The organism is Methylobacterium sp. J-026 (assembly GCF_022829585.1).
In the GTDB taxonomy this organism is placed as follows: Bacteria; Pseudomonadota; Alphaproteobacteria; order Rhizobiales; family Beijerinckiaceae; genus Methylobacterium.
Genome location: NZ_JAKSYC010000092.1, coordinates 1 through 20,818, shown reverse-complemented (window position 1 = coordinate 20,818; position 20,818 = coordinate 1). Strand labels below are relative to the sequence as shown.

Annotated in this window: 23 protein-coding genes and 2 pseudogenes; 11 read left to right on the top strand and 14 right to left on the bottom strand. The window is 68.9% G+C overall.

The window, feature by feature from the left end; all coding sequences use genetic code 11:
* Positions 1-70 precede the first annotated feature (70 nt).
* A pseudogene (locus MKK69_RS09005) lies at positions 71-823 on the top strand (IS5 family transposase).
* 59 nt (positions 824-882) lie between these two features.
* Here MKK69_RS09005 and MKK69_RS09000 read toward each other — a convergent pair.
* The 3 genes and pseudogenes from MKK69_RS09000 to MKK69_RS08990 all read right to left on the bottom strand — a co-directional run bounded on the left by MKK69_RS09000 (position 883) and on the right by MKK69_RS08990 (position 2,881).
* Positions 883-1,080, bottom strand: coding sequence for a hypothetical protein (locus MKK69_RS09000; protein WP_243967434.1), 198 nt, complete (start codon positions 1,078-1,080; stop codon positions 883-885).
* 402 nt (positions 1,081-1,482) lie between these two features.
* A pseudogene (locus tag MKK69_RS08995) lies at positions 1,483-1,728 on the bottom strand (hypothetical protein); the annotation flags it as partial.
* A 205-nt stretch (positions 1,729-1,933) separates the two neighbouring features.
* Positions 1,934-2,881: a GGDEF domain-containing protein gene (locus MKK69_RS08990; RefSeq protein WP_243967433.1), complete on the bottom strand. Its 948-nt coding sequence runs from the start codon at positions 2,879-2,881 to the stop codon at positions 1,934-1,936.
* Between the two features lie 200 nt (positions 2,882-3,081).
* Here MKK69_RS08990 and MKK69_RS08985 point away from each other — a divergent pair, with 200 nt between their 5' ends.
* Positions 3,082-3,591, top strand: coding sequence for a DUF4142 domain-containing protein (locus tag MKK69_RS08985; RefSeq protein ID WP_279598274.1), 510 nt, complete (start codon positions 3,082-3,084; stop codon positions 3,589-3,591).
* Here the strand turns inward: MKK69_RS08985 and MKK69_RS08980 are convergent.
* The 10 genes from MKK69_RS08980 to MKK69_RS08935 all read right to left on the bottom strand — a co-directional run bounded on the left by MKK69_RS08980 (position 3,588) and on the right by MKK69_RS08935 (position 13,352).
* Entirely contained in the window at positions 3,588-3,878 is a 291-nt protein-coding gene (locus MKK69_RS08980; RefSeq protein ID WP_243967430.1) for an integrase core domain-containing protein, read from the bottom strand. The two genes, MKK69_RS08985 and MKK69_RS08980, sit on opposite strands and share 4 nt — an antisense overlap.
* Positions 3,879-3,956: 78 nt before the next feature.
* Positions 3,957-5,354 (bottom strand): FGGY-family carbohydrate kinase, encoded by a 1,398-nt coding sequence (locus MKK69_RS08975; RefSeq protein WP_243967429.1) that lies wholly within the window; start codon positions 5,352-5,354, stop codon positions 3,957-3,959.
* Positions 5,351-5,692 (bottom strand): L-rhamnose mutarotase, encoded by a 342-nt coding sequence (locus MKK69_RS08970; RefSeq protein WP_243967428.1) that lies wholly within the window; start codon positions 5,690-5,692, stop codon positions 5,351-5,353. Before MKK69_RS08970 ends, MKK69_RS08975 begins: the two co-directional genes overlap by 4 nt.
* Positions 5,689-6,735: an ABC transporter permease gene (locus MKK69_RS08965; protein ID WP_243967427.1), complete on the bottom strand. Its 1,047-nt coding sequence runs from the start codon at positions 6,733-6,735 to the stop codon at positions 5,689-5,691. The genes MKK69_RS08970 and MKK69_RS08965 overlap by 4 nt, the downstream gene beginning before the upstream one ends.
* Positions 6,732-7,733, bottom strand: coding sequence for an ABC transporter permease (locus MKK69_RS08960; RefSeq protein ID WP_243967426.1), 1,002 nt, complete (start codon positions 7,731-7,733; stop codon positions 6,732-6,734). Before MKK69_RS08960 ends, MKK69_RS08965 begins: the two co-directional genes overlap by 4 nt.
* Positions 7,734-8,171: 438 nt before the next feature.
* Positions 8,172-9,233, bottom strand: a complete 1,062-nt coding sequence (locus MKK69_RS08955) for an AAA family ATPase (protein WP_243967425.1) — start codon at positions 9,231-9,233, stop codon at positions 8,172-8,174.
* Between the two features lie 183 nt (positions 9,234-9,416).
* A complete protein-coding gene (locus MKK69_RS08950; RefSeq protein WP_243967424.1) occupies positions 9,417-9,707 on the bottom strand; it encodes a methanol dehydrogenase [cytochrome c] subunit in 291 nt (96 codons plus the stop codon).
* 83 nt (positions 9,708-9,790) lie between these two features.
* Positions 9,791-10,369 (bottom strand): cytochrome c(L), periplasmic, encoded by a 579-nt coding sequence (gene moxG / locus MKK69_RS08945; RefSeq protein ID WP_243967422.1) that lies wholly within the window; start codon positions 10,367-10,369, stop codon positions 9,791-9,793.
* A 67-nt stretch (positions 10,370-10,436) separates the two neighbouring features.
* Positions 10,437-11,345 (bottom strand): methanol oxidation system protein MoxJ, encoded by a 909-nt coding sequence (moxJ, locus tag MKK69_RS08940; RefSeq protein WP_243967420.1) that lies wholly within the window; start codon positions 11,343-11,345, stop codon positions 10,437-10,439.
* Between the two features lie 126 nt (positions 11,346-11,471).
* Positions 11,472-13,352, bottom strand: coding sequence for a methanol/ethanol family PQQ-dependent dehydrogenase (locus MKK69_RS08935; RefSeq protein ID WP_243967444.1), 1,881 nt, complete (start codon positions 13,350-13,352; stop codon positions 11,472-11,474).
* On the opposite strand from MKK69_RS08935, the gene MKK69_RS08930 reads away from it, so the two are divergent.
* The 6 genes from MKK69_RS08930 (at position 13,282) to MKK69_RS08905 (ending at position 17,579) form a co-directional block, all read left to right on the top strand.
* Positions 13,282-13,743, top strand: a complete 462-nt coding sequence (locus MKK69_RS08930; RefSeq protein WP_243967446.1) for a hypothetical protein — start codon at positions 13,282-13,284, stop codon at positions 13,741-13,743. The two genes, MKK69_RS08935 and MKK69_RS08930, sit on opposite strands and share 71 nt — an antisense overlap.
* A 27-nt stretch (positions 13,744-13,770) precedes the next feature.
* The gene (locus MKK69_RS08925) at positions 13,771-14,589 is read left to right on the top strand and encodes a serine protease (protein WP_243967419.1); all 819 of its coding nucleotides are present in this window, start codon (positions 13,771-13,773) and stop codon (positions 14,587-14,589) included.
* Positions 14,590-15,090: 501 nt separating this feature from the next.
* A complete protein-coding gene (locus tag MKK69_RS08920) occupies positions 15,091-15,336 on the top strand; it encodes a hypothetical protein (protein ID WP_243967418.1) in 246 nt (81 codons plus the stop codon).
* Positions 15,337-15,450: 114 nt separating this feature from the next.
* On the top strand, positions 15,451-15,714 hold the full coding sequence (locus MKK69_RS08915) for a hypothetical protein (protein ID WP_243967417.1): 264 nt from the start codon (positions 15,451-15,453) through the stop codon (positions 15,712-15,714).
* An 857-nt stretch (positions 15,715-16,571) separates the two neighbouring features.
* Entirely contained in the window at positions 16,572-17,075 is a 504-nt protein-coding gene (locus tag MKK69_RS08910) for a hypothetical protein (protein ID WP_243967416.1), read from the top strand.
* 42 nt (positions 17,076-17,117) lie between these two features.
* The gene (locus MKK69_RS08905) at positions 17,118-17,579 is read left to right on the top strand and encodes a hypothetical protein (RefSeq protein WP_243967415.1); all 462 of its coding nucleotides are present in this window, start codon (positions 17,118-17,120) and stop codon (positions 17,577-17,579) included.
* Positions 17,580-17,690: 111 nt separating this feature from the next.
* Here MKK69_RS08905 and MKK69_RS08900 read toward each other — a convergent pair whose 3' ends face one another.
* Positions 17,691-17,834: a hypothetical protein gene (locus MKK69_RS08900; RefSeq protein ID WP_243967414.1), complete on the bottom strand. Its 144-nt coding sequence runs from the start codon at positions 17,832-17,834 to the stop codon at positions 17,691-17,693.
* A 319-nt stretch (positions 17,835-18,153) separates the two neighbouring features.
* Between MKK69_RS08900 and MKK69_RS08895 the strand changes: the two genes are divergently transcribed.
* The 3 genes from MKK69_RS08895 to MKK69_RS08885 all read left to right on the top strand — a co-directional run.
* The gene (locus MKK69_RS08895) at positions 18,154-19,842 is read left to right on the top strand and encodes a methyl-accepting chemotaxis protein (RefSeq protein ID WP_243967413.1); all 1,689 of its coding nucleotides are present in this window, start codon (positions 18,154-18,156) and stop codon (positions 19,840-19,842) included.
* A gap of 96 nt (positions 19,843-19,938) precedes the next feature.
* The gene (locus MKK69_RS08890) at positions 19,939-20,190 is read left to right on the top strand and encodes a hypothetical protein (protein ID WP_243967412.1); all 252 of its coding nucleotides are present in this window, start codon (positions 19,939-19,941) and stop codon (positions 20,188-20,190) included.
* A gap of 227 nt (positions 20,191-20,417) precedes the next feature.
* On the top strand, positions 20,418-20,818 hold a 401-nt coding region (locus MKK69_RS08885; RefSeq protein ID WP_243967411.1), incomplete at its 3' end, for a MucR family transcriptional regulator.

Genomic DNA, 20,818 nt, shown 5'->3' with positions numbered 1-20,818 from the left:
ACCGCATCAAGCATTTGCAGGCTCTGTGATGTTGTGATTTAGGGCCGCCGTTTGCAGCACGGAGGCGGCGATGGCGGACCTGGTCTGGCTCTCGGATGCGCAGTGGGCGGTGATCGAACCGTTCCTGCCGAAGGATCAGCCCGGACCGGCGCGCAAGGGCGACCGGCAGATCATCTCCGGCATCCTGCACGTGCTCACCTCCGGCTGCCGCTGGCGCGACTGCCCGGCCACGCATGGCCCACGCACCACCGTCTACAACCGCTTCAACGGGTGGTCACGGCGCGGCTTCTGGAGGGCCATGCTGGCGGCGTTGGCCGGATGGTCGGGCGAGGCAACGGCCATCGACAGCACCTCCGTGCGGGCGCATCGCTCCGCCCACGGCGGTGAAGGGGGGCGCGTGCGCAGGCCATTGGCCCGTCGCGCGGCGGCCGGACGACCAAGATCCACGCCCTCACAGATGTCCTCGGCCGGCCCGGCGTCCGCCTGCTGACGCCCGGCCATGCCCGCGATGTCACCACCGCCCCCGCCGTCCTGGCCGACGCGCCCGGCCGGATCCGCCGCCTGAGCGCCGACAAGGGCTACCACGCCAATTGGCGGCGCAAGGATCTGCGCGTGCGGGGCATCACGCCGATCATCCCGGGCCAGCGCGGCCGCAAGAGAAGGATCCGCCACGACAAAAGGCGCTATCGTGAACGCCGGCGTGTCGAGGCCCCCCTTCAATCGCCTCACGGACTTCCGCCGCATCGCCACCCGCTACGACAAGCTCGCCTGCAACTACGCCTCAGCCGTAGCTCTCGCCGCCGTCATCGCCTTCGGGTGCTGATCGGGTCCAGACCCGAACTCGGGCGTCTCTCAAAAGGTCCCTTCCCCGGTCCGCAGCGGTCACGCATTCTGCCAGCGCGATGTGACGTCCCGGAGCGCCGCATCGCCGTTCGCCTCCGAAGCCCCTTCCGAACCGAAGGAGCGAACCGACTGGCGCACGATCACGTCGTCACGCGTGATCGACCAATCAAACCGACCGGGCTCCTTCGTGGATGGTGTGACCCGCAGCTTGTGGGGGTTTGGTTTGAAGGTGATCATCTCTCTTAGTTGGTGAGCCGTGGGGCCATCCGTGAGAGGGTGGCCAAACAGCCGCGACCGCAATCGGCACGGTCGCCCGAGAAAATCCTGATGCCTCGGTCTGGACGGGTCTGCATGAAACCGTCCCGCGATGAAATCAGCCCCGCCAGCCCGTGATCAGATCGGGCGGCGGGGCTAACAGCCCGGCGAGGACGCCTGCCGGAGGCAACGATTCGTTAATCATAACCACCGAGACAGCTGTCAGCGATCGGCTGGGGGCTGAGCGCCGAAGGTGCAGCGCCGCGACCCGGAGATACGGTCTCGCGGTGGGGCTTCTTCGGCGCAGTCGCAACAAGCCCACACCTGGAACACCAGGGTGGGCGCTTTTCATCGCTTTCAGCGGCGGGATATTCGGTTCCGGCCTGTGGTGCGCGGCAGGCTCGGCGGCGGCGCGTCGAGGCCGTCGTCCAGCGGCAGCAAGGTCTGCCGCTGGAGGCGACGATAACCGCCTCGTTTTCCAGGCTGAGCACGCTCGAGCGGGGCTCCTTCGGCCCCATCGGCGCTCTGGCTGGTCTGGCGTGAGCGCCACCTCTGCACCGTCGTGGCGCTGTCGCGCTTGGCGGCGGCCCTCACCCTCTCTCGACCAGCTGGGATTGCCCGACGGACCATCTCAGTCGTCGTGGCGCTGCCGTGGAGAACCTATCCCATGGCGCGTCCGTCCATGCGGCATCGGTCGCACCACCAGACAGCGGGACCGAACATCCAGGCAGATCCGGGGCTATGCCCGCATCTATGGCTGCGGTCCTACGGCGAGGCGGCAATCGGCCGATCGCATGCCTCTATCAGGCGTTCCTGGTCGGATCGCTCCGGCATGTCAGCAGCGACCTTCTCGACGCGGCTGCACCCTTGGGAGCGCCGGTGGCGGCTCGCGATCAATCCGCACGGTATTCCGACCAGCCGCTTTGGCGGCGTAGAGGGCCGCGTCGGCCCGGGTAAAAAGCTCGGCTGGAGCACCGGTGCCGGAGCTGGCCTCGTTGTACGCGCTGCCAACCGACGCGCCAGCGCGCAGCTGGCGCCCGCCGTCCGGGATCGGATGCCCGAGCGCTGCACGGATGCGCCAACCCAGCGCCTCCACCGCCCACCGATCAACGGGTTGAGCGATCAGCACCGCGAATTCGTCGCCGCCGATGCGGGCCACGAGCGCGGCATCCGGACAGGTTTCCTTGAGCCGTGCGGCCGAAACCTGGATACAATGGTCGCCTGCTACGTGTCCGTAGGCATCGTTGATGCCCTTGAAGCCATCGAGGTCTACGAGCAGCAGCGCGCCGATCGGAGCACGCCCACCTGCCTCCGAAAGCCGCTGATCGAAGGCACCCCGATTGGCCAGACCGGTCAGGGCATCACGCTGAGCCTGCCTGCTGAGTTCGGCGAACCGAGTGATCTCCTCGGTGACGTCCTGCTTGAGCCCGAAAATCCGGACTGGCCGGCCACCCTCCGTCTCGACGGACGCCGTTATTCTGATCCAGCGGTGTCGCCCGCGGGCGGTGACGATCTCTGCGTCGAGGCGGAAATCCGCCCCGGTCGCCAGCGCCCGTTTCCGGATTGATGACAACAGGCGGAACGAGGCTGGTTCGTAGAAGTCGAGGATCCGTGCGCGCTGCAAGCGTGTCCCACGCGGGATGTCGAACAGGTCGTAGACACCGCCCGTCCATTCGAGCGCCTCGTCGCGCAGTCGGCACTCCCATAGACCCGCTGACGCTCGCGCCAGGGCTTCCTCGCGGCGCGACAGAAGGGCGGTCCGACGCAGAGGTCTGGCGTTCATTAAGAAGGTTCCGACGCGATCGCGCACACGCGTGCTGTTCTTGCCACACCGGTCTTAAGCAAGCCTTAACTATGGCCTGCGTGGCAGCGATCCGGGTCCGGCGCAAAGCACCAGGCCTTGCCCCCCTGCAAGATCAGCAAACCGTGATGCATCATACAGATAGCAAGGGCGTTGGTGTCGCGTGACAGGAGTTTCATCCCATGCCTTACAGCCGACCGACCGCTCGCCTCCTTCTGGCCGCGTCCCTCTCGCTTGCTGGGCTCGTAGCAGCCCGAGCCGCGACGGTATCCGATGAGGACAAGGCCTTCGTCGCTAAGGTCTCGCAGGGTGGGATGTACGAGGTCGAGCTTGGAAAGCTCGCTGAGGGCAAAGGCGCTCGGCAGGACATCAAGGACCAGGGTAACACCGAGGCGCATGACCACGGCCTCGTGGGCGACAAGCTGAAGTCGATTGTCACCGGCGCCGGGCTGTCGGTTCCGGATACGTTGAACGCCGAGTTCCAGGGCCGGCTAGACCGGATGAAGGGGCTGTCGGGTGCGGCCTTCGACGCGGCCTACGTCAAGGACATGAAGGCGATCCACGACGCGGATGGTGCCGCTTTCGCCAAAGAGGCCAAGTCCGGCACCAACCCGGATCTGAAGGCCTTCGCCACCGAAACCCATCGCATCGTCCAACGCCACCTCGGTGAACTCGGCGCCAAGACCAACTAGGGTCGCTTCGGCCTTGGTGGACGATTGGGGGCTTGGCTGAGCAGAGCTTCGGATGACGGTTCATGATCTGTCTCCTGCTCGGCGACGGCGGGCGAGCGGTAGCCGAGCGCCGAGTGTCGGCGCAGCGGATCGTAGAGGCGCTCGAAGTCGCTGAACCAGGCCCTCCGAGCCTTCGCCTGCGAGCGGAAGCGTCGGCGGGCGAGCACCTCGCATTCGCGCGTGGAGAAGAGGCTTTGGGCCATGGCGTTGTCGTAGGCGCCGCCGACCGCGCTTATGGACGGGCGCATGCCTGCCTTACGGTATCGGTTGCCGATGGCGAGCGACCTGTCAGGCCTGGAACGTTCGGGTTCTGGGATGAACGGGGTCTATGCCCCTGTCGCCGCCCGCTCCTGCCATCGCCGCGCATAGGCTGCGATCCGCGCATCGGGCGCGGCGGCGCGGGTGGAAACGGCGCCGTCGGACATCCGGCCGAAATCGCCGGGTCGTGTCGCCAGCTGTGCGCAGCCCGTCGTGGTCCCGGCAAAGCCTGTGGAGGCCGTCACCGGGCGACCGGTGAGCGTCGCGAGCGCATCGAGAAAGACGCGGTTGCGGGCAAAGGGCCCCTCGACGATCGTGCCGCCCCCGGCATCGAGGATCTCCAGCATCCGCGCCGTCATGAGCGCGCAATAGAGGCTGGCGGCGGCCGTCCGCTGGCCGAGGGTGAGCTGGGCGGGATCGTGCGTCCAGGTGCCCGCGGCATCGGGATAGGGGCCCGTTCCGGGCGCGAAGCTCGGCAGCGCCATCACGGCGCCATCCAGCACCGCGGCGATATCGGCCGGCGTCGGAGAGACGGTGCCCGTGATGGTGAGCGCGTCGAACTCGCGCCCGCCCATGAAGCGGGCGGACGGCACGGCCCGGGCGAACGCATCGACATTGGCGAGGGTATCGCGGCGCGGATCGAGACGCCGCGTCGCGCCGCCCACGGCGAGGGCGATGATCCAGGTCCCGGTGGAGAGGACCGTGACAGGCGCCGGCGTGGCGCGCAGATAGGGCAGCAGCGAGGCGTTGGAATCGTGGATCCCGCAATGGACCGGGATCTTGCGCCCGCTCATCCCGATCGCATCGGCCCATGCGGGCTTCAGCGGACCCAGGACGTCGAAGGCGCTGCGCATCGGCGCCAGCAGCCGGTCCCAGCCGCGCTGCGTCGCGAGGGCGGAGACGCCGCCCTCCACCGGCCTCCACAGATCGGTGTGGCAGCCGAGCGAGGTGACCTCGCAGGCGGCGACGCCGGTCAGCCGCCAGGCCCAGTATTGCGGATAGAACAGGATCCGGCGTGCGCGCGCGAAGGCCTGCGGGAACGTCTGTTCCTGCCAGTAGAGCTGCGCGCCGACATTCAGCCCGTTGGGCAGCCGGGGCGAACAGGTCTGCGAAAACGGCGGCCGGAGGCGGTCGTAGTCGGCCCGCAGGCTTTCGGGCGCGGCGCTTTCGTAGTCGAGGATCGGCAGGACCAGACCGTCGTCATCGACCAGGGCGACGCAGGCGCCATGGGTCGTGATCGAGATCGCGTCGATCGCATGGGCGCGCGCGCACTCGGCGAGCGCGGCCAGCAGGAAGCGCCACAGCCGCTCCGTGTCGGCATGGGGATAGGGCCCGTCGCGCAGAACCGTGTTCGGCGTGGTCGCGACGAAGATGTCCTGGCCGGCCGCGAGATCGTGCAGCGCGAGCTTGGCGTTGGTCTTGCCGACGTCGATCACGGCAACGAAGCGCGGAGGATGCGCGCTCATGCCAGATGGAACAGGGTTTCGAGCGGCACCGCCACCGGCGCGTTGCCGGGCCCGACCGCCATCAGGTCGGCCATCGCGTCCCACCAGCGCCGCATGATCGCCGCCGTGGGCAGCGCGTCCATGCCGTGGTCCACGGGCCGCCAGAGAACCGCGAAGAGGTGGTTCGTCTCGGCGTCGAGATGAATCGAATAGTCGCGCACGCCCGCCTGGCGCAGCAGGGCGACGAGGTCCGGCCAGATCGCATCGTGCCGGGCGCGGTAGGCGGCCTCCGCCCCCGGCTTCAGGGTCATGCGAAAGGCGATCTTCTCCAGCGCGGGAGTCGCGAGCGCGGGGGTCATGGCCGGCCCGCGGACACGCGCCGCCCGATGCCCCCGACGATGACGGGCAGCGCGATCACGCCGATGAGGAGCAGGCCGATGACGATCGACATGATGATGCCGGGCACGTTGAGGAGGCCGAGGCCGAAGGTGATGAGCCCCATGACGAAGGCCGCCAGGACGACGCCGACGATCGAGCCGGAGCCGCCGGTGATCGACACGCCGCCCAGAACCACCATGGTGACGATGTCGAGTTCCCAGCCGAGCGCGATGGAGGGTCGCGTCGAGCCCAGCCGGCTCGTCAGCATCACGGCGGCGAGCCCCGCGGCCAACCCGGTCACGACGAAGGCGAGGAACGTGATGCGCGCGACCCGGAGGCCGGAAAAGCGCGCCGCCGCCGGATTGTAGCCGATCGCCCGGACGCTCCGCCCGAGCGCGGTCCGATGGAGCACGAGACCGGCGGCGATCGCCAGGACGAGGAACGTGGCGAACTCGAAGGAGAGCCATTCCCAGACATAGCCCTGGCCGAAGAACGCGAAGCCGGCGGGATAGGCGGTGAAGGCGCCGTCGCCCAGGATCGCGTAGGCGAGGCCGCGGAACAGGCTCATCGTCCCGATCGTGGCCACGATCGAGGGCAGGCCGAGTGCGGTCACCAGCGCGCCGTTGACGATCCCGCAGAGGAGCCCGGTGCCGAGGCCGGCGAGCGCCACCGCCGGCATGGAGGCGCCCGTGCCGGCGAGCCAGCCCATGACGGTCGAGGCGAGCGCGATGGTGCCGGCCACCGAGATATCGATCTCGCCGCAGAGGATGACGAAGGCCAGCGCCAGGGCGACGATGGCTTTTTCGGTGACATTGAACGTCGCGTCGGAGATGTTCCAGATATCGAGGAAGTAGGGCGACGCCAGCGCGTTGGCGCAGAAGATCGCGACGAACAGGACGAAGAGCAACGCGTCCCAGCTGGTCGCGCGTTCGGCGAGCCGTGACCGGCCCCGGTCCGGCAGGCGGCAGAAAGCCGGCGCGGCCGGCGGGTCGGCCCGGACGGGCGAGAGATCGGCGATGCTCATGCCCGAACCCCTTCCAGGCGATCGATCCGCTTGAGGATCACGCGGCCGCGGCTGCGCTCGGTCCGGGTGTTCAGGATGACGGCGGCGATGATGATCACGCCCGATATGGCCATCTGCCAGAACGGCGAGACGCCGAGCACGGGCAGCGCGTTCTTGAGGATGCCGAGGAACAGGGCGCCCAGGACCGCGCCGCCGACCGACCCGATGCCGCCGGCGATCGAGACGCCGCCGATGACGCAGGCCGCGATCACGTCGAGTTCGAAACCCGCGGCGACGTCCACATAGGCGACGGCGAAGCGCGAGACCCAGAGATAGCCGCAGAGGCCCGCCAGCATGCCCGAGAGGCAGAAGGCCAGGCAGGTCGTGCGCCCGGTGTCGATGCCCGCATAGGTGGCGGCGGTCGGATTGCCGCCGGTCGCGTAGAGCGCGCGTCCGAAGGCCGTCCAGCCGAACAGGATGGAGGCGCCGGCGATCGTGGCGATCGCCAGCCATGCCAGAACCGGCAGACCGACCAGTTCCGTTCTCGGAAACGCGAGGAAGCGTTCCGACATCTGAAACGTGTTGATCCAGGCGCCCCCCGACAGGACGAAGGCGAGGCCGCGATAGATGCTGAGCGTGCCGAGGGTCACCACGATCGGCGGCAGCTTCAGGAGCCAGACGAGAAGCCCGTTCACCGCCCCCAGCGCGAGCCCGATCGCGAGGCAGGCGCCGACGACGACGCCGATCGGCAGGCCGGGATGGGCCGCGTTCAGCATGGCGGCAGCCATGCCGGTGAACGCCAGATTCGCCGCGACCGACAGATCGACCGAGCGCGTCATGATCACGGCCGCCTGCCCGAGGGCCAGCATGACCAGGATCGCGGTGTCGGTGAAGATCGCGGCGAGATTGCCGGGGCTGGCGAAGGCCGGCCGCGCCGCCGAGACGATCGCCAGGAGACCCGCGATGGCGAGGACGAGCAGGACCTCGCGGATCCGAAAGATGGCCCTGAGGACGCTCATGCCGCCAGCTCCTGCATGTTGCCGGTGGCGGCGCGCACCAGCACCTCCGGGGACAGGCCCGCGCGGGCATAGGTGCCGACCTGACGGCCTTCGCGGAACACGCTGAGCCGGCGAGGCCGGCGCAGAGTTCGGCCGCGAGCGCCATGCGGTCGGCGGCGCCCCGGTAGCGCATCGATCCCGAGAGGTCGACGACGGCGTAGACCTCCACCGGCACGCGGGTCTCGAAGCGGCGCACATGCACCCCCTCGAACGGGTCGCGCAGGGTGGCGCGCAGGTCGATCCGCCGGGCGTCGGGCAGGCTGAGGAAGGGCACCTGATCGCGGAAGCTGCCGGGGCCCCCGGCATCCCGCCCGCGATGCACCCCGGCGCAGCTGCCCCGCGGCCGCCAGCGCGGCAGGTAGATGATCTCGGCCGGGGGCGGCCCGCTCGGGGATCCGCTCATGGGGCCGGCACCGTGTCGAAGACCGCCCGGCACAGGGCGGGGACGATCGCGCTCCGGCGCAGCTCGTGGACCGGTTCGAGGAAGATCCGGTGCGCCATCACCTCCGGGAACACCGCCCGGATGTCCTCCGGCACGAGCCAGCTCCGGCCCTCCAGCCAGGCGCGGACGCGGGCGGCGCGGACCAGGAAGGCGAGGCCGCGGGGCGAGGCGCCCCCCTGCACGAGACCCGCCATGTCGAGCCCGTCCATATCGAGCCCATCCGGGGCGAGGCCGGGGAGGCGGATGCCGGCCTCGGCCGGGCGCAGGAGCGCGTCCCACAGGGCGACGACGTAGGATTCGATCGCGGGGGCCGCCGCGACGGCGTGCTGGATCGCCGCGGCGATGCCGGCGATGCGCCCCTGGTCGAGCACCGCCGGCGCCACCCCGGCGATCAGCCCATCCGTGTCGTGGAAGCGCGGGTCGAAGGCCAGGGCCCTCCGGGTCTCGGCGTCGCGGGGCGTCTCCAGGCCGATCTCCATTAGGAACCGGTCGCGGGCGGCGGCGGGCAGCTCGAAGGTCTCCTCGCGCTCCACCCGGTTGCGGTCGGCGAAGACCAGGAGGTTGGGGAAGTGCCAGTCCCGCGCGAAGGCGGTCACGGTCCGCTCGGCCATGAGGCGCAGGAGCAGGGCGTGGACCTGCGGCCGGGCGCGGTTGATCTCGTTGAAGAAGAAGACCGACAGGTCCTCGGCCTGGCGCAGCACCGGCCCGGGCTCGACCCGGGGCCGGCCGTCGGGCCCGAGGAAGGTGTGGTAGATCAGGTCGGTCGGCATCAGGTCGACCGTGCCCTCGACGCGCTCGTAGGCGCCGCCGAGCGCCCGGGCGACCGCCCGCAGCAGGGTCGTCTTGCCGACGCCGACATCGCCCTCCAGAATGACGTGGCCGCGGGCGAAGATCGCGATGGTCACGAGGCGGATGGCGCGGGCCTGGCCGACCACCGCCCTGGCGATCTCGGCCTCGAACCGGAACGCCGCCGCGCGCCAGTCGGTCAGCATCGCGTCGCCGGGGCGCGGTGGGTTCATCGGGAACTCGGGGCTCGGGACGAAGGCATGACGAACCGCGCGGCCGTCATGGCGCGACGCGATCCAGGGATGCGCCAGCGCCGGAGACGTCCCGCTGCCCCGGGCCGCTTCGCTGCGCGCGCGATTGTGGTTCAGGGTCCGAGGTTGGGGAGGTCGGGGCGCCGCCCCGGCCTCCCGCCCCGCTCAATTCGCAGAGATCTTGGAGACGTCGTATTCGAATTTGCCGGTCTTCTTGGCGTTCTCGACGCGCTTCCTGTTGCGTTCCTCCATCTGCTTGATGGACTCCGCCTGCTTCGAGACCTCTTTGGGGTCGTGCTTCGGATCGTATTTCGAGCCGGCGACCTTCTCCGGGAAGCCGGGTTTGGGCTCCCAGCAATTGCCGGGCGCCTTGCAATGCTGCCCGTCATAGGCGAGGGCCGGGCCCGCGAAGGCCGCCCCTGCCAGCAGCACCGCCACATTCATCGTCTTGCGCATCTCGGATCTCCTCGTTCTCTCCCCAGGGCGGCCGCGACGGCCGTTCGCTCGTCCCCTGCCGGGACGTCGCTCCGCGCGGACCCCTATTCCGGCAGTGGCTTGCACTGGCCGGCGGTGTCCTTGGCGAAGGTCTCGCCTTCCTTGAACGGCGTGTAGGCCTTCTTCTGGTCCTCGCTCAGCCAGGCGGCATCCTTCACCGGGCCGGTATAGAGGTGCCGGATCCACGCGATGACCTGCAGCATCTCGTCCGGATTCAGGTCCTCGTTGTGCGGACCCATCATGCCGTTGGCGCCCCCCCAGAGGGTGGAGAACAGGCCGGTATCCTCGGTGTTGGCCGGATAGGTCCAGTAATTGTCGTTGAGGCCGGGGCCGACCTTGCCCTCCGCGAGATGCCCGTGGCAGCCCGAGCAGGAGGTCAGGAACAGGCTCTCGCCGTTGCGGAGGCACGACTTGTCGTCGATGTAGATGTTCTTCCCCGTCTGGAAGAAGGTCTTGACCGCCGGGGTGTCGCGGCCGCCGGGCTTGCCGTCCTCGAGATCCAGCGCCTCGCCGGTGATGGTGTTGCGGAAGACGATGCCGCCCTGGGGGCCCGCCTGCGGCTGGGCCAGCACCGCCCCCGCGACGGCCGCCGAGCCGAGGCCGAGGACGGCCGTCACGGTCATGATACGCTTCGATCGGGTCATACGCGGGCTTCGCATTGTCCTGAGAGTTCGGTGCGGAGCGGAAGGCTCACGGGGTGGTGATGACCGGGACGCCGTCCTGCTTCAGGACGGCGTCGATCTGCGGCTTGGCCTTGGCGATGGCGGCGTCGAGGGCGCCCTTGAGGGCCGTATCGTCCCTGCGCACGCCCATGGACTGATCGAAATCCTGGGGCATCCTGCGACCGTCGCTGCCGACCGTTTCGTTCGGAACCGGCGTCATGCGCAGCGGCACGGTCGATTCCCTGACGTAGCGGGCGACGTCCGGGGCGAAGGCGACGCCCACGGCAGCCCTGTCGGTGGCGACCTCGCTGACGAGGCGGGCGGGGTCGATCTGGGTGTACTGGTTGCGCGGCGCGCGGAAGCCCACCAGCCCGTAGAGGTAGGCCATGTCCTCCTCGTAGCGGCCGATATCCTTGAGCATCGCCTCGGCGGGCGACCCGAACGGCACGACCATGTGGTCGACGGTCTTCAGGCGCGGATCGGACCAGGACGTCACGTCGAGGCCCCTGTCGGCGCGGGTGATGAAGACGTAGCCGCTGCGATAATACGGCCGGGTGGCAAGCACCCGGGGATCGTCGCTGTCGAGGCCGACGACCACGTCGCAGAGGCCCTTCTCCAGCCCGTCGCGGACGAGGTAGATCGCGGGTTTGCTGAGCCAGACGAAGACCGGCTTCCGGCCCATCGCCTCGGCGACCGCCGCGGCGATCCGGTTCTCCAGGCCGGAGCCGTCCCGCAGCGACAGGGGGGGCTGCCTGTCGGAGGCGCAGATCCTCAGGGTCGCGGGATCGGCCGCCGGCGCCGCGGACGCCGTCGCGCCGTCGGACTGGATGGCCTGTGCCTCCGAGTCCTGGGCGCGGGGCTGCGCGCCCAGGGGCAGCAGGGCGAGGAGGGCTGCGGCGCAGGTCGCCGCACGAAGGGATCCGCCGAGGAGCGGCATGCGCGTCTGTCCCTGATGCTGTTCTGATTGTCGGCGCACCGGCCCGGACAGGGCGTGTCCGCGGGTTGTCGGCGTCACCCCGGAGACTTCGCCGGCCCGGAGGCCGGCGAAGTCCTGCGTCGCGGCTTACTTCGCAGCCTGCTGGTACTCGCCGACGTTCGGGTCGTCGTAGGGACCCTTGCCGTCCAGCGAGAACACGATCACGCCGCCGCCCATCTGGGTGTAGTTGGCGAGCTTCTTGAAGGCGCCGACCGCGCCGAGGCCGGCGGTCGGATCCTGAAGGTCGAACACCAGACCCACGCCCGGCCAGCCGCCCACGCCGTAATTGATCGCGACGTACTGCGTGCCCTTGTGGGTATAGGTGATCGGATACCCGATCGCCCCGGAGGGAAGCTTGAACTTCCACAGCAGGTCGCCGGTGTCGGAGTCCCGCGCCTTGATGAACCCGTCGAGGGTTCCGTAGAGCACGAGGTCGCCGGCGGTGGCGGTGGTGCCGCCCCAGACCGCGAAGCGCTCCATCTTCTCCCAGTTGAACTTGCCGGTGATGGCGTTGTAGCTCTTGATCTGGCCGAGGCCCTCGTAGTTCTGCCGGTCCCCCTTCGGGCCCGGATACATGTTCAGCGTCGCGCCGACGAAGAACTGGCCCGCCCGGTAGGGCAGCATGAACGGCTCCCAATCCATGCAGATGTGGTTGATGCCCATGAAGAAGGCCTGACGCTTCGGATCGTACGAATCGTGGCCCTGGTTGTGGTAGCCCATCGCCGAGGGGCAGATGTCCTTGGCGAGGTGATCCATCCGGGTGCCGTATTCCGGATCGCGGACCGGGGTGCCGGACTTCAGGTCCACCGACTTGAACACGTTGACCGTGTCGTCGATCTTGTTGGCCGAGACCAGGGAGCCGTCGGTCCGGTCGAGGGTGTAGACGATGCCGTTGCGGTCCGGATGGGTGAGGAGCTTGCGCAGCTTCCCGTCCTTGTCCTTCTGCTCGGACAGCATCATCACGTTGACGCCGGCATAGTCCCACTCGTCGTGGGGCGTCTTCTGGTAGCCGAAATGGGCCTCACCGGTATCGGCGTCGCGGCCGAAGATCGTCATGGTCCACTTGTTGTCGCCCGGCCGCATGGTCTCGTTCCACGGTGCCGGGTTGCCGGTGCCGAAGTAGATCATGTTCGTGCCCGGGTCGTAGGCGTACCAGCCCCAGTTGGTGCCGCCGCCGATCTTCCAGGCGTCGCCCTCCCAGGTCGCCGTGCCGAGGCCCTTCTGGCCGTAATGGGCGTTCCGGATGTTGAAGTCGTCGGCGAGCAGCAGGTCCTGGTCCGGCCCCGTGGCGTAGGCGCGCCAGACCTGGGCGCCGGTCTTCACGTCGTAGGCCGTGAGGTAGCCGCGCACGCCGAGCTCGGCGCCCGAAGAGCCGACGATCACCTTGTCCTTCACCACGTAGGGGGCGATGGTGAGCGTCGAGCCGACCTTGATGTCGGAATTCTCGATCTTCCACACCGTCTCGCCGGTCTGGGCGTTGAGCGCCGCGACATGGCCGTCGAGCTGTGTCTTCAGGATCAGCGGCGGCGTCTTGCCGTCGCCGGGCCAATAGGCGAGCCCGCGGTTGACGAGGTCGCAGCAGGCGACCGAGCGCGCGGCCGGGTTCTGCTTCGGCTTGTCCTGCCAGAGGATATGGCCCGGATCGTCGAGGTCGAGGGCGAAGGTGTAGTTCGGGAACGCGGTGTGGACATACATCTTGCCGTCCACCACCAGCGGCGCGCCCTCGTGGCCGTTGAGCAGGCCGGTGGAGAACGTCCAGGCCGGCTTCAACTGCTTGACGTTGGTTTTATTGACCTGCTTCAGATCGCTGAAGTTGTTCGAGTCGTAGTTCTTGCCGGGCATCACCCAGTTTTCGTCGCTCTTCGACAGGTCGCCGAGCTTGTCATCGGCGGTGGCGATGCCCGCCAGGCCGATCGGCGCAACCGCGACCATCGCCAGGATCGACGCCGATCGTGAAAACCTTCCCAATCTCATTGTGCATCTCCTCGCCGGGCCGCCGCGCCTTCTGGCCTCGCGGCAGGTGATTGTGCGACGCGAGATAAACGCCAAGTCTATCCCGATGAGCGTTCGCCTGATGCAAGAGCTTGACATTCAAAGCTTCTTAAAAAAGGCTTATTACGACCGGCATCGCTCACCGGTTTTACAGAAATTTTTTGCGGTATGTCTCCGGGATGTCGGTTATTTGTTTGCGGGACGTTTCGGCAATCGGCCATGGATCGTGTGGAACCTGCGCGCTGTGCTTGACGGGGCGACCCGCGGCGCTCACTCATGGTGGACATCAGCGAGGGCGCTCCCCGCCGAAATGGACGCCGGTTCGGCGGCAGGGGGCGCGTCGAAACACGGTGTCCGCGAGCCGTGACCGGGATGGGGGCGGGATGGGGGCGGGATGGGACGCGTGCGAGCGTGGCTGCGGGGCATCCGGCACCTTCCGATCCCCCTCGCCTTGGCGCTTGGCCTCGCGCCGTCGGCCCTCGCCGACGCCCGCTGGGCGGCGCTCTATCCGCAGGATGGCCGGCGGGACCTGACCGGCGCCGATCTCGACCGCTACAGGGGCGCAGGCGTACTCTGGTGCCGCCGACCGGACGGGGTTCCCCAGAAAGCCGCGGCCGCGTGGCTGGTGGCCGATCCATCCGTGGTCGTCCTCAACGCCCACAACTTCCGCGACCGGCGCCTCGAGCCGACGCGGGCGGTCTCGGAATGCTATTTCCAGATCGGGGGGCGCAACTACGCCTTCGCCCCCGACAGCCTCCTGCTCGGGACCGCCCCGGATTCCCGTGCCCTGCACATCACGGACGATTGGGCCATCCTGCGGCTGGCCAGTCCGGCGGACGCCGTGCCGCAGCCCCTGCCGGAACCGTCCGGCCTGCCGACCGGGGACGTGTCCGTGCGCGTGACCATGGTGTCGCCGGCCGGACACGAGAATTATCGAGGCCCGAGCAGCCTCGAAGGTTGCACCATCCGGCGGATCGATCCGCCGAGCGAGGACGACATCCGCCGGGCCCGCCACGATTGCAACGACGGCTACGGGGGATCCGGGTCGGGCCTGTTCGATGCAGCGGGCCGCCTGATCGCGCTGCAGAGTGCGTCGTCGGTGATGAATGCCAAGCGTGCGTTCGACCCCGAGTCCCACTACGGATCGGCGCTTCTCTTCGAAGGCCGGCTCGCCGCGGCGCTGAAGGACGTCCTGCACAGGCACGGCGATTGAGCTTCGCGGACCCACGACGGCGCGGTGGCGGCCCGCCGGCCGATCCGGGGGCGGCGGGCCCTCCGAGATCGGTCGCGTTCTGATGTGACGATTGTCGCATTCATCGAAGCGTCAGGTTCTGACCTCGATTGAGGCACGGCTGTCGAACCGAGCAGACCGCCCCGCTCAAAATCTCGGTCCCTGTTTTGCAATGTTCGTCGAAGATCCCCGGAAATATCACCGTCGTTCTGTTCTCTTGGGCGGCCTGCGTCGTTGGTACGAAGCATTGACCCCTGCGACTGCGCTTTCCGTTCGCGTCAGTGCGATCTTGCTGAGTTCGCTGCTGGCGACATCGCTCTCGTATCTGGTATTTCTGCTGGTGCTGAGTTGAACCCCCGGTCGTCGAACCCGGACGCGATGGCGCGCACGACCTTCGCACGGCTCACGGGCCTCTTTCCCGCCTCATTTTGACTGCGTAAGTAACAAGCTGGCAACAAATTAGAACCGGCGAAGGGGGGGGATATGGTTTTCGTCTTGATCGCGGCCATCGGCCTGGTCGCCGGACGCTGGCTGAACTGGTTCAGTGTCGCCGCCATCGCGATCATCCTCGCCGTCGCGGTCGGGATCGAGGGTGCGGTCCATGCCCGGCCCTTCTTGAAGGTGCTCCGGCGCTGCTTCGAGATGAACAGCGTCTTTCAGGGCGCTTACCTCGCCCAGGCCGTCTGCCTCGCCTACGGGCCTTACTGGCTCAGACGGCCGAGCAAGTAGCGCCCGCCGGCAAGCGCGGACGCGTGCCTGCATCGGGGTTCCCGCGCCGCGCCGTAACCTTTCGTTAACCACTTCGCGGTCCCCTGCCCCTCTGTCCGTCTGAGGGGTAAGCCCATGCCCGATCTCGATCTCGATCTCGATGTCCGCGCCGCGTTCGCCAAGCTGTGTGCCGATGCGCCCGCAGGTGATGCGGGCGGGGCGACCTATGAGGACACGCTCGGTCTCGCGGTTCAGCGCTTGGTGCGCCGGACCCGTGGGCCCCAGGCCGGTGTCTCGGCCCGCCCCCTGCGCGAGGCCGGTCCGCCCGAAACGGACTGCCCCTTCATGGTCACGGTGACTGCCCTGTCCTTCGAGAGCCTGACCCAGGGCTTTCATTGACGCGACCCTGCTCCCGCTGAGCGGCCCTCCGGCGCAGGGCAAGGGCTGCGGCGGACCGCGCTGTCGGGCACCATGAGGCCGACACGGGCGGTTACGGTCGCCCGGGACGGTAATGCGAGGGGCTCCGCGGGCGGAGACCGGAGGCGGCCTGCCGGCCGCGCCGGGCCGCCCGACATCCGTCAGCAACGCGGGCGGTCGACATCGCGTCCATGAGACCGATCCTCACTCCGGAGCGGCGCGGTACGAGCCGGCCGCCCGCAGCGCGTCGGGCCGTGTGCTGGTCCGTTCTGGCATGCCTGCTCCCGGCGCCGCAGCCCGGCCTGGCGCAGGGCATGGCCACGGCACCGCCCGTTCTCGGCATGGCGGTGGATCCGCCCGAATCCGGGATGGCGAATGCCCCGCCGGCGCCCGTTCCCGAGCCGCCCTCCGGCGGTGCGCGACCGCCATCGATGGACGCGCAGGCGCCGACGGCGGGGCCCGGCCGCAGGCGGTTCCGGGGGCCCGGAAGTGGGTTCGCGGAGGCCGAAGGCCGACTGCCGAACCAACGGACCGGCCGGCGCCACACGCATGTCGTGCGCGACATCTGCATCGGCTGCTAGGACCGGGCCCGATCGCAGGGCGACCGCCCTCCTCCCGGGACCGCCCTGCACCGTCAGCGTGTCCTGGACCGAGCCCTGGCAATCGCGACCTCGGCCTGACCGCAAGGGCGCGCGAAGCCCGGTGAACCCAGGGCGCGTCGGCCGACCGGCCGCGCCGTCCGGGCGGTCGGCGTGGCGGCCGCCCTGCATCCCCGGCAAGTGTTGGCCTGTAGCAGTGTTCAAACTGGAACCATAAGCTCAGCCGTTCGTTCCTCGGCGATGGAACACTATAGGTCCACGCTGGCGATTGCTGGAGTTGCTGCTTTTGGTCTCGTGGCCGCGGCGCACATCCTCCATCCGGGTAATTACGAGGACCTTCCGCGGGGCGTGCAGGCGTCGGTCTCGCGGGCGGAGGCGCCCGTGCGATCGGTCGCGTGGACCAGCCCGCCGGCCCGTGCGGACGCCCTCAGCGCCTTGTCCAACGCGGTCGTTCCCGTGGCCCAGGCGGCGGAGATAGCGTCGCCTGGAACCGCGTCCCTCGCGTCGCGCCGCGCGGCCTTGAGCGATCCGGCGACCCCGGGGCGGCTGTCGGGCATCGAAGCGACGCGGCGGCGCAGGATCGCGCAGCGCCGATTCAAAGTCTACCAAGTCGCTTTGACGCAAAGACTTCCTGCCAATACTGCCAAAGACCGGCGGATGGCAGCACATGCTCGACCCGCCAGGTCTGTCGAAGGATTCAACCCGATCCGCACGTTGATCCACGGTCTGGGCCTGGATGGCTGAGCCGTGCCCCGCAGCTTCACGCATCGCTCTGGAGCCCCAATCATGATCCGGCCCATCCTGCTGATCACCGTCCTGGCCCTCGGGGCCGCCGCCACTCCCGCGGCTGCGCTCACCGCCAAGGACTGCTCGGTGAAGTATCAAGCGGCCAAGAAGGCCGGCACGCTCAACGGGCAGACGTGGAACGACTTCCGCAAGGCCGCGTGCGGAACGGCCCCGGATGCCGCCAGCACCTCCGTACCGAATCCGGTCGCGCCGGCCCCCACGAAGACCGCGGCTCCGGCGCCGTCATCGAGCGCGGGCGCTCCGCCGCCGTCCCTCGGATCGGCGGCCTATCCCCGCGCGATCGACCCCAAATACGCCAAGGAGTCGGCCGGCAAGGCCCGGATGCACACCTGCCTGGACAGCTACAACGCGGCCAAGGCCGCGGGCACGCTGGGCGATGCCAAGTGGATCCAGAAGGGCGGTGGCTACTACTCGGCGTGCAACAGGCAGCTCAAAGGGTGAGGTCGCGCGGCTCGGGGCATCCCGGGCCGCTCCCCACGCGACCCCGGCCAGATCCGCCCCGGGGGCGCGCCGATACACGACGGGGTCCGACAGCCCGTGGCAAAAGTCCCTTCAGTGCGCCGTCGCCCGGGCCGGCCGGGCGCCGCGCCGGAACAGGCCGCGCAGGATCCGGAACGGCAGGAGCAGCAGCTTCAGGACCGCACGAACCGCCAGTACGGCGACGACGGTCAGGACGGCCAATCCGGTATTGAGCAAGGCGAGGCACTCCGCGGCGACATGAATACGGCGGCCCGCCACCGCCATCGGTGACAGGAAGCGCGTCGAACGCGGCGGCAGTGTGATGCCCGCGACCAGGCCCGCGTAACCGCGCGGCCTGGGCGGCCGTGATCCGGGCTGCGCCGGCTTGGCATCGGGCGCCCGGGCGGGAGACGGTCGCAAACCGGGCTACGCGCGAAACCGATTTATATATCCGCGTCTGCATCGAAGTTTTGAGCCATATTAACCTTTCCGGATCAGGTTTGACCCCGGTAGCTTCAGGCATTCCCGGCTCGATGGCTGCCGATCGAGGTACGCCGTGTCGCTTCACCCCCTGTCGATCCGCAACACGCTGATCCTGGCCTTCTCCATCCTGTCCCTGCTTCTCGTCGGGGTCGGCCTGTTGGGGCTCACCGGCATGCAGACGATGCGTGACCAGATCGTCGAGGTCGAGACGAACTGGCTGCCGAGCATTCGCGTGCTCGGCGAGATCGACACGTTGACCGCGCGCAGCTCCGCCCTGATGCTCCGCCACACCCAGGCGACGGATCCGACGCTGCTCGCGGGGATCGAGAAGGATTTCGGGCGCTTCGGGCAGCAGCTGCGCGAGAAGAGAGCCCTCTATGAGACGTTGATCAGCTCGCCCGAAGAGCGCGCGGTCTACGAGACATTCGCACAGCAGTACCGCGGCTTCGAGACCATTCGCGACGCGGTTCTCGACCTGTCGCGCAAGGGGCAGAAGGCCGAGGCGTTCGCCCTCTACGAGACCCGGGGCATCGTCCCGCGTCGCGCGGCTTCGGTCGCCCTCGACAGGCTGGCGCTCATGAACAACGAGGGGGCTGCGCAGGCGCAGAACCAAAGCAAGGCCACGTTCGAGACCACGCGGGCCTGGGGTCTGGCCGCCATGATCCTCGGCCTCGCCCTGTCCGCCATCGCCGCACTCGTGATCGTCCGCGGCGTGACGCGGGGCATCGCCTCCGTGGTGCGGCCGATGCAGGCGCTGATCGCCGGCGATCTGGCGGTCGAGATCCCGCATCGGGGCCAGAAGACCGAGATCGGCGCGATCGCGGACGCCGTCCAGGTGTTCAAGGAGGGCCTGATCCGCATGACGGCGCTGGAGGCTGAGACCGCACAGGCCCGCCTCGACGCCGAAGCGCAGCGCAAGGCCGGGATGCGCCAGATGGCCGACGGCTTCGAGCAGGCGGTCGGCGGTATCATCGGCATGGTGTCGTCGTCCTCGACCGAGCTGCAGGCCACCGCCCAGACGATGACGGCCACGGCGACCGAGACCGCCAGCCAGTCGACGACGGTCGCGGCGGCGGCCGAGGAGGCCGCCTCCAACGTCAACACCGTGGCCGCGGCCGCCGAGGAGCTGGGCTCGTCGGTGCAGGAGATCAGCCGGCAGGTCGCGGGCTCCGCCGAACTGGCGCAGCGTGCCGTGCGCGAGGCGGATCACACCGGCGCCCTGGTGCAGGAGCTGAGCGCCGCGGTCGCGCGCATCGGCGACGTGGTCGGGCTGATCTCGACCATCGCCGGGCAGACCAATCTTCTGGCGCTCAACGCGACCATCGAAGCGGCGCGGGCCGGCGAGGCGGGCAAGGGGTTCGCGGTGGTCGCCGCCGAGGTGAAGGCACTGGCCGAGCAGACCGCGAAGGCGACGAGCGAGATCTCGGCGCAGATCACCCTAATCCAGGCCTCGACCGGCCAGGCCGTCACATCGATCGGCGGCATCACCGGGCGGATCCGCGAGATCAGCACCGTGGCCTCCTCGATCGCGGCCGCCGTCGAGGAGCAGGGTGCCGCGACGCAGGAGATCGTCCGCAACGTCGGCCAGGCCGCGATGGGGACCGGCGAGGTCACCAGCAACATCGCGGGTGTGGCGGGGGCGGCCGAGGAGACCGGGGCGGCGGCCAGCCAGGTGCTCGGGGCGGCCTCGGAACTGTCGCGCCAGTCCGAGCACCTCGCGGCCGAGGTCGAGCGCTTCCTCGCCACCGTGCGTGCGGCGTAAGGACGACGACGGCATCAGGAGGACGCTTCCCATCGTCCGTCCGGCGGCGGGGGGGCGTTGGGACGGACCCTATGTCCGATTGACGCGTTGACGCGGATGAACGCCGAACCATCACCCCTGCGCGACCCCGCCCGCCTCGCCCTGACCGAGTCGGCTCTCGCGGCGGCGGATAGTCTCTGGCGCGCCGAGATGCGCCGGAACTACGGGCCGGACGGGGTGCTGCACTACGGCTACGCTCCGGAGGGTCAGGGCGGCCTCGGGACATCGCTGCGGCGGACCTATGAGGCGCGGCGCGTGGCCGTCGCGCTCTGGCGTCACGAGCGGAACCGGGCGACGTCGCGGCCCTGAGCGGCCGATCATCCGAGGCGCCGCCCGCGACGCCACGCCGTCCGGCAGGATCAGGGAGCCGGACGGAACCCGTGCCGATACCGGTCGCCCGGATACCGCAGGTCAAGCATTGTCGTCCACGCAGACGACATCGTCTCTCCGATCATCTTGATTTCACCACCGTGATCCTGATGTACGCGTGACGCTCGGCGGATTCGAGCGGATTTCAGGATCAAGGCAGGAATAAAGTGACAGAGACAAAATTTGAATACGCCCCAGATTTGACCGAGCTGACCGGCGGGATTGTTGCGGCGTACATTTCGCACAATCCGGTGCCGGTGGCTGAGCTTCCCAAGCTGATCCACAGCGTGCACGGGGCGATATCTCATCTGGTTTCCGGTGGCGCCACCGTTGCAGTCGCCTCCGAGATCAAGATCGACCGGCCCAACGCGGCCCAGATCCGCAAGTCGGTCCGGTCCGACGGGATCGTCAGCTTCCTCGACGGTAGGACCTACAAGACGCTCAAGCGCCACCTGACCAGCCACGGGCTCGACCCGCGCGGCTACCGCGACCGCTACGGCCTGCCGGCCGATTACCCCATGGTCGCCCCGAGCTACGCCGAGCAGCGCTCCGCCCTGGCCAAGGCGAT